At 46.2% G+C, this 850-nt stretch carries 2 protein-coding genes; both read right to left on the bottom strand.

Features of this window, described 5'->3' with window-relative positions; genetic code table 11:
• Positions 1-51 precede the first annotated feature (51 nt).
• Positions 52-615: a ribonuclease M5 gene (gene rnmV, locus D8863_RS10465; protein ID WP_125441857.1), complete on the bottom strand. Its 564-nt coding sequence runs from the start codon at positions 613-615 to the stop codon at positions 52-54.
• A partial coding sequence (locus tag D8863_RS10460; protein ID WP_185761483.1) for a TatD family hydrolase occupies positions 612-850 on the bottom strand: 239 nt, incomplete at its 5' end. The genes D8863_RS10460 and rnmV, both read right to left, overlap by 4 nt.

Raw genomic sequence — 850 nt, 5'->3', positions numbered from 1 at the left:
CGATGCCACTGTTACCACCGGTAATAATTACTTTTTTCATTTTTTACTCCTTTAAACTGAATATTTTGTCATAACTTCTTCCACTTCTGCCAAGGTTACGCCAAACAACTCTAAGCGCTTGAGGAGTTGCTTGCCATTGGAATAGCCGATGCGGAGCTGTTCGCCTAGATACTCTCGGCGTCTACGACTGTCTGCTCCCGCTAGGAAACCTAGGCGAATCAAGTCACCACGACTGATGTCAAACTCGTTCTCATTTTCAAATTGCTCTGTCACCTGAGCCAACGCTGTTTTTAGGTCTTCATAGCTGGCGTGTTCGACTCCCAGAGAACGTCCCTTGGACTTAGATTTGGGAACAGCTTCATCTCGCTTGAGAAAGGCATGCTGCACAGTTGGAATGGCCGTCATAATCATGCGCCGAATCCGCTCCCCATTAAAATCTGGATCTGTAAAGACAATGACTCCATGCAATTCATGCAGGCGCTGAATGCGCTCTATATCCTGGTCATTAACGGCAGAACCTCGTGTTTCATAGGTCTCTACATCAAAGTAACGTTTGAGATTGGCCGTATCATCGCGACCTTCAACCACGATGACTTGGGAAATTTTTTCTTTCATGATTGTTTTTCCAATCCAAAAATTCGCTCTGCATTTGCAGTCGTTGCTGCTGCTAATTCCTCGGTCGTCATCCCACGCAAGTCAGCAATAAAGTCCACCACATAGCGTGTGTAGGCTGTTTTATTCTCACGGCCACGTTTAGGAACAGGAGCCAGGTAGGGCGCATCCGTTTCTACCAAAATCTTGTCTAACGGAAGTTCCCTAGCAGCCTCTTGGATATCCATCGCTTTCTTAA

This window comes from Streptococcus oralis, assembly GCF_003943825.1.
Lineage (GTDB): Bacteria > Bacillota > Bacilli > Lactobacillales > Streptococcaceae > Streptococcus > Streptococcus oralis_CD.
The sequence above is the reverse complement of the archived record's forward strand: the minus strand, read 5'-3'. Positions and strand labels throughout refer to the sequence as shown.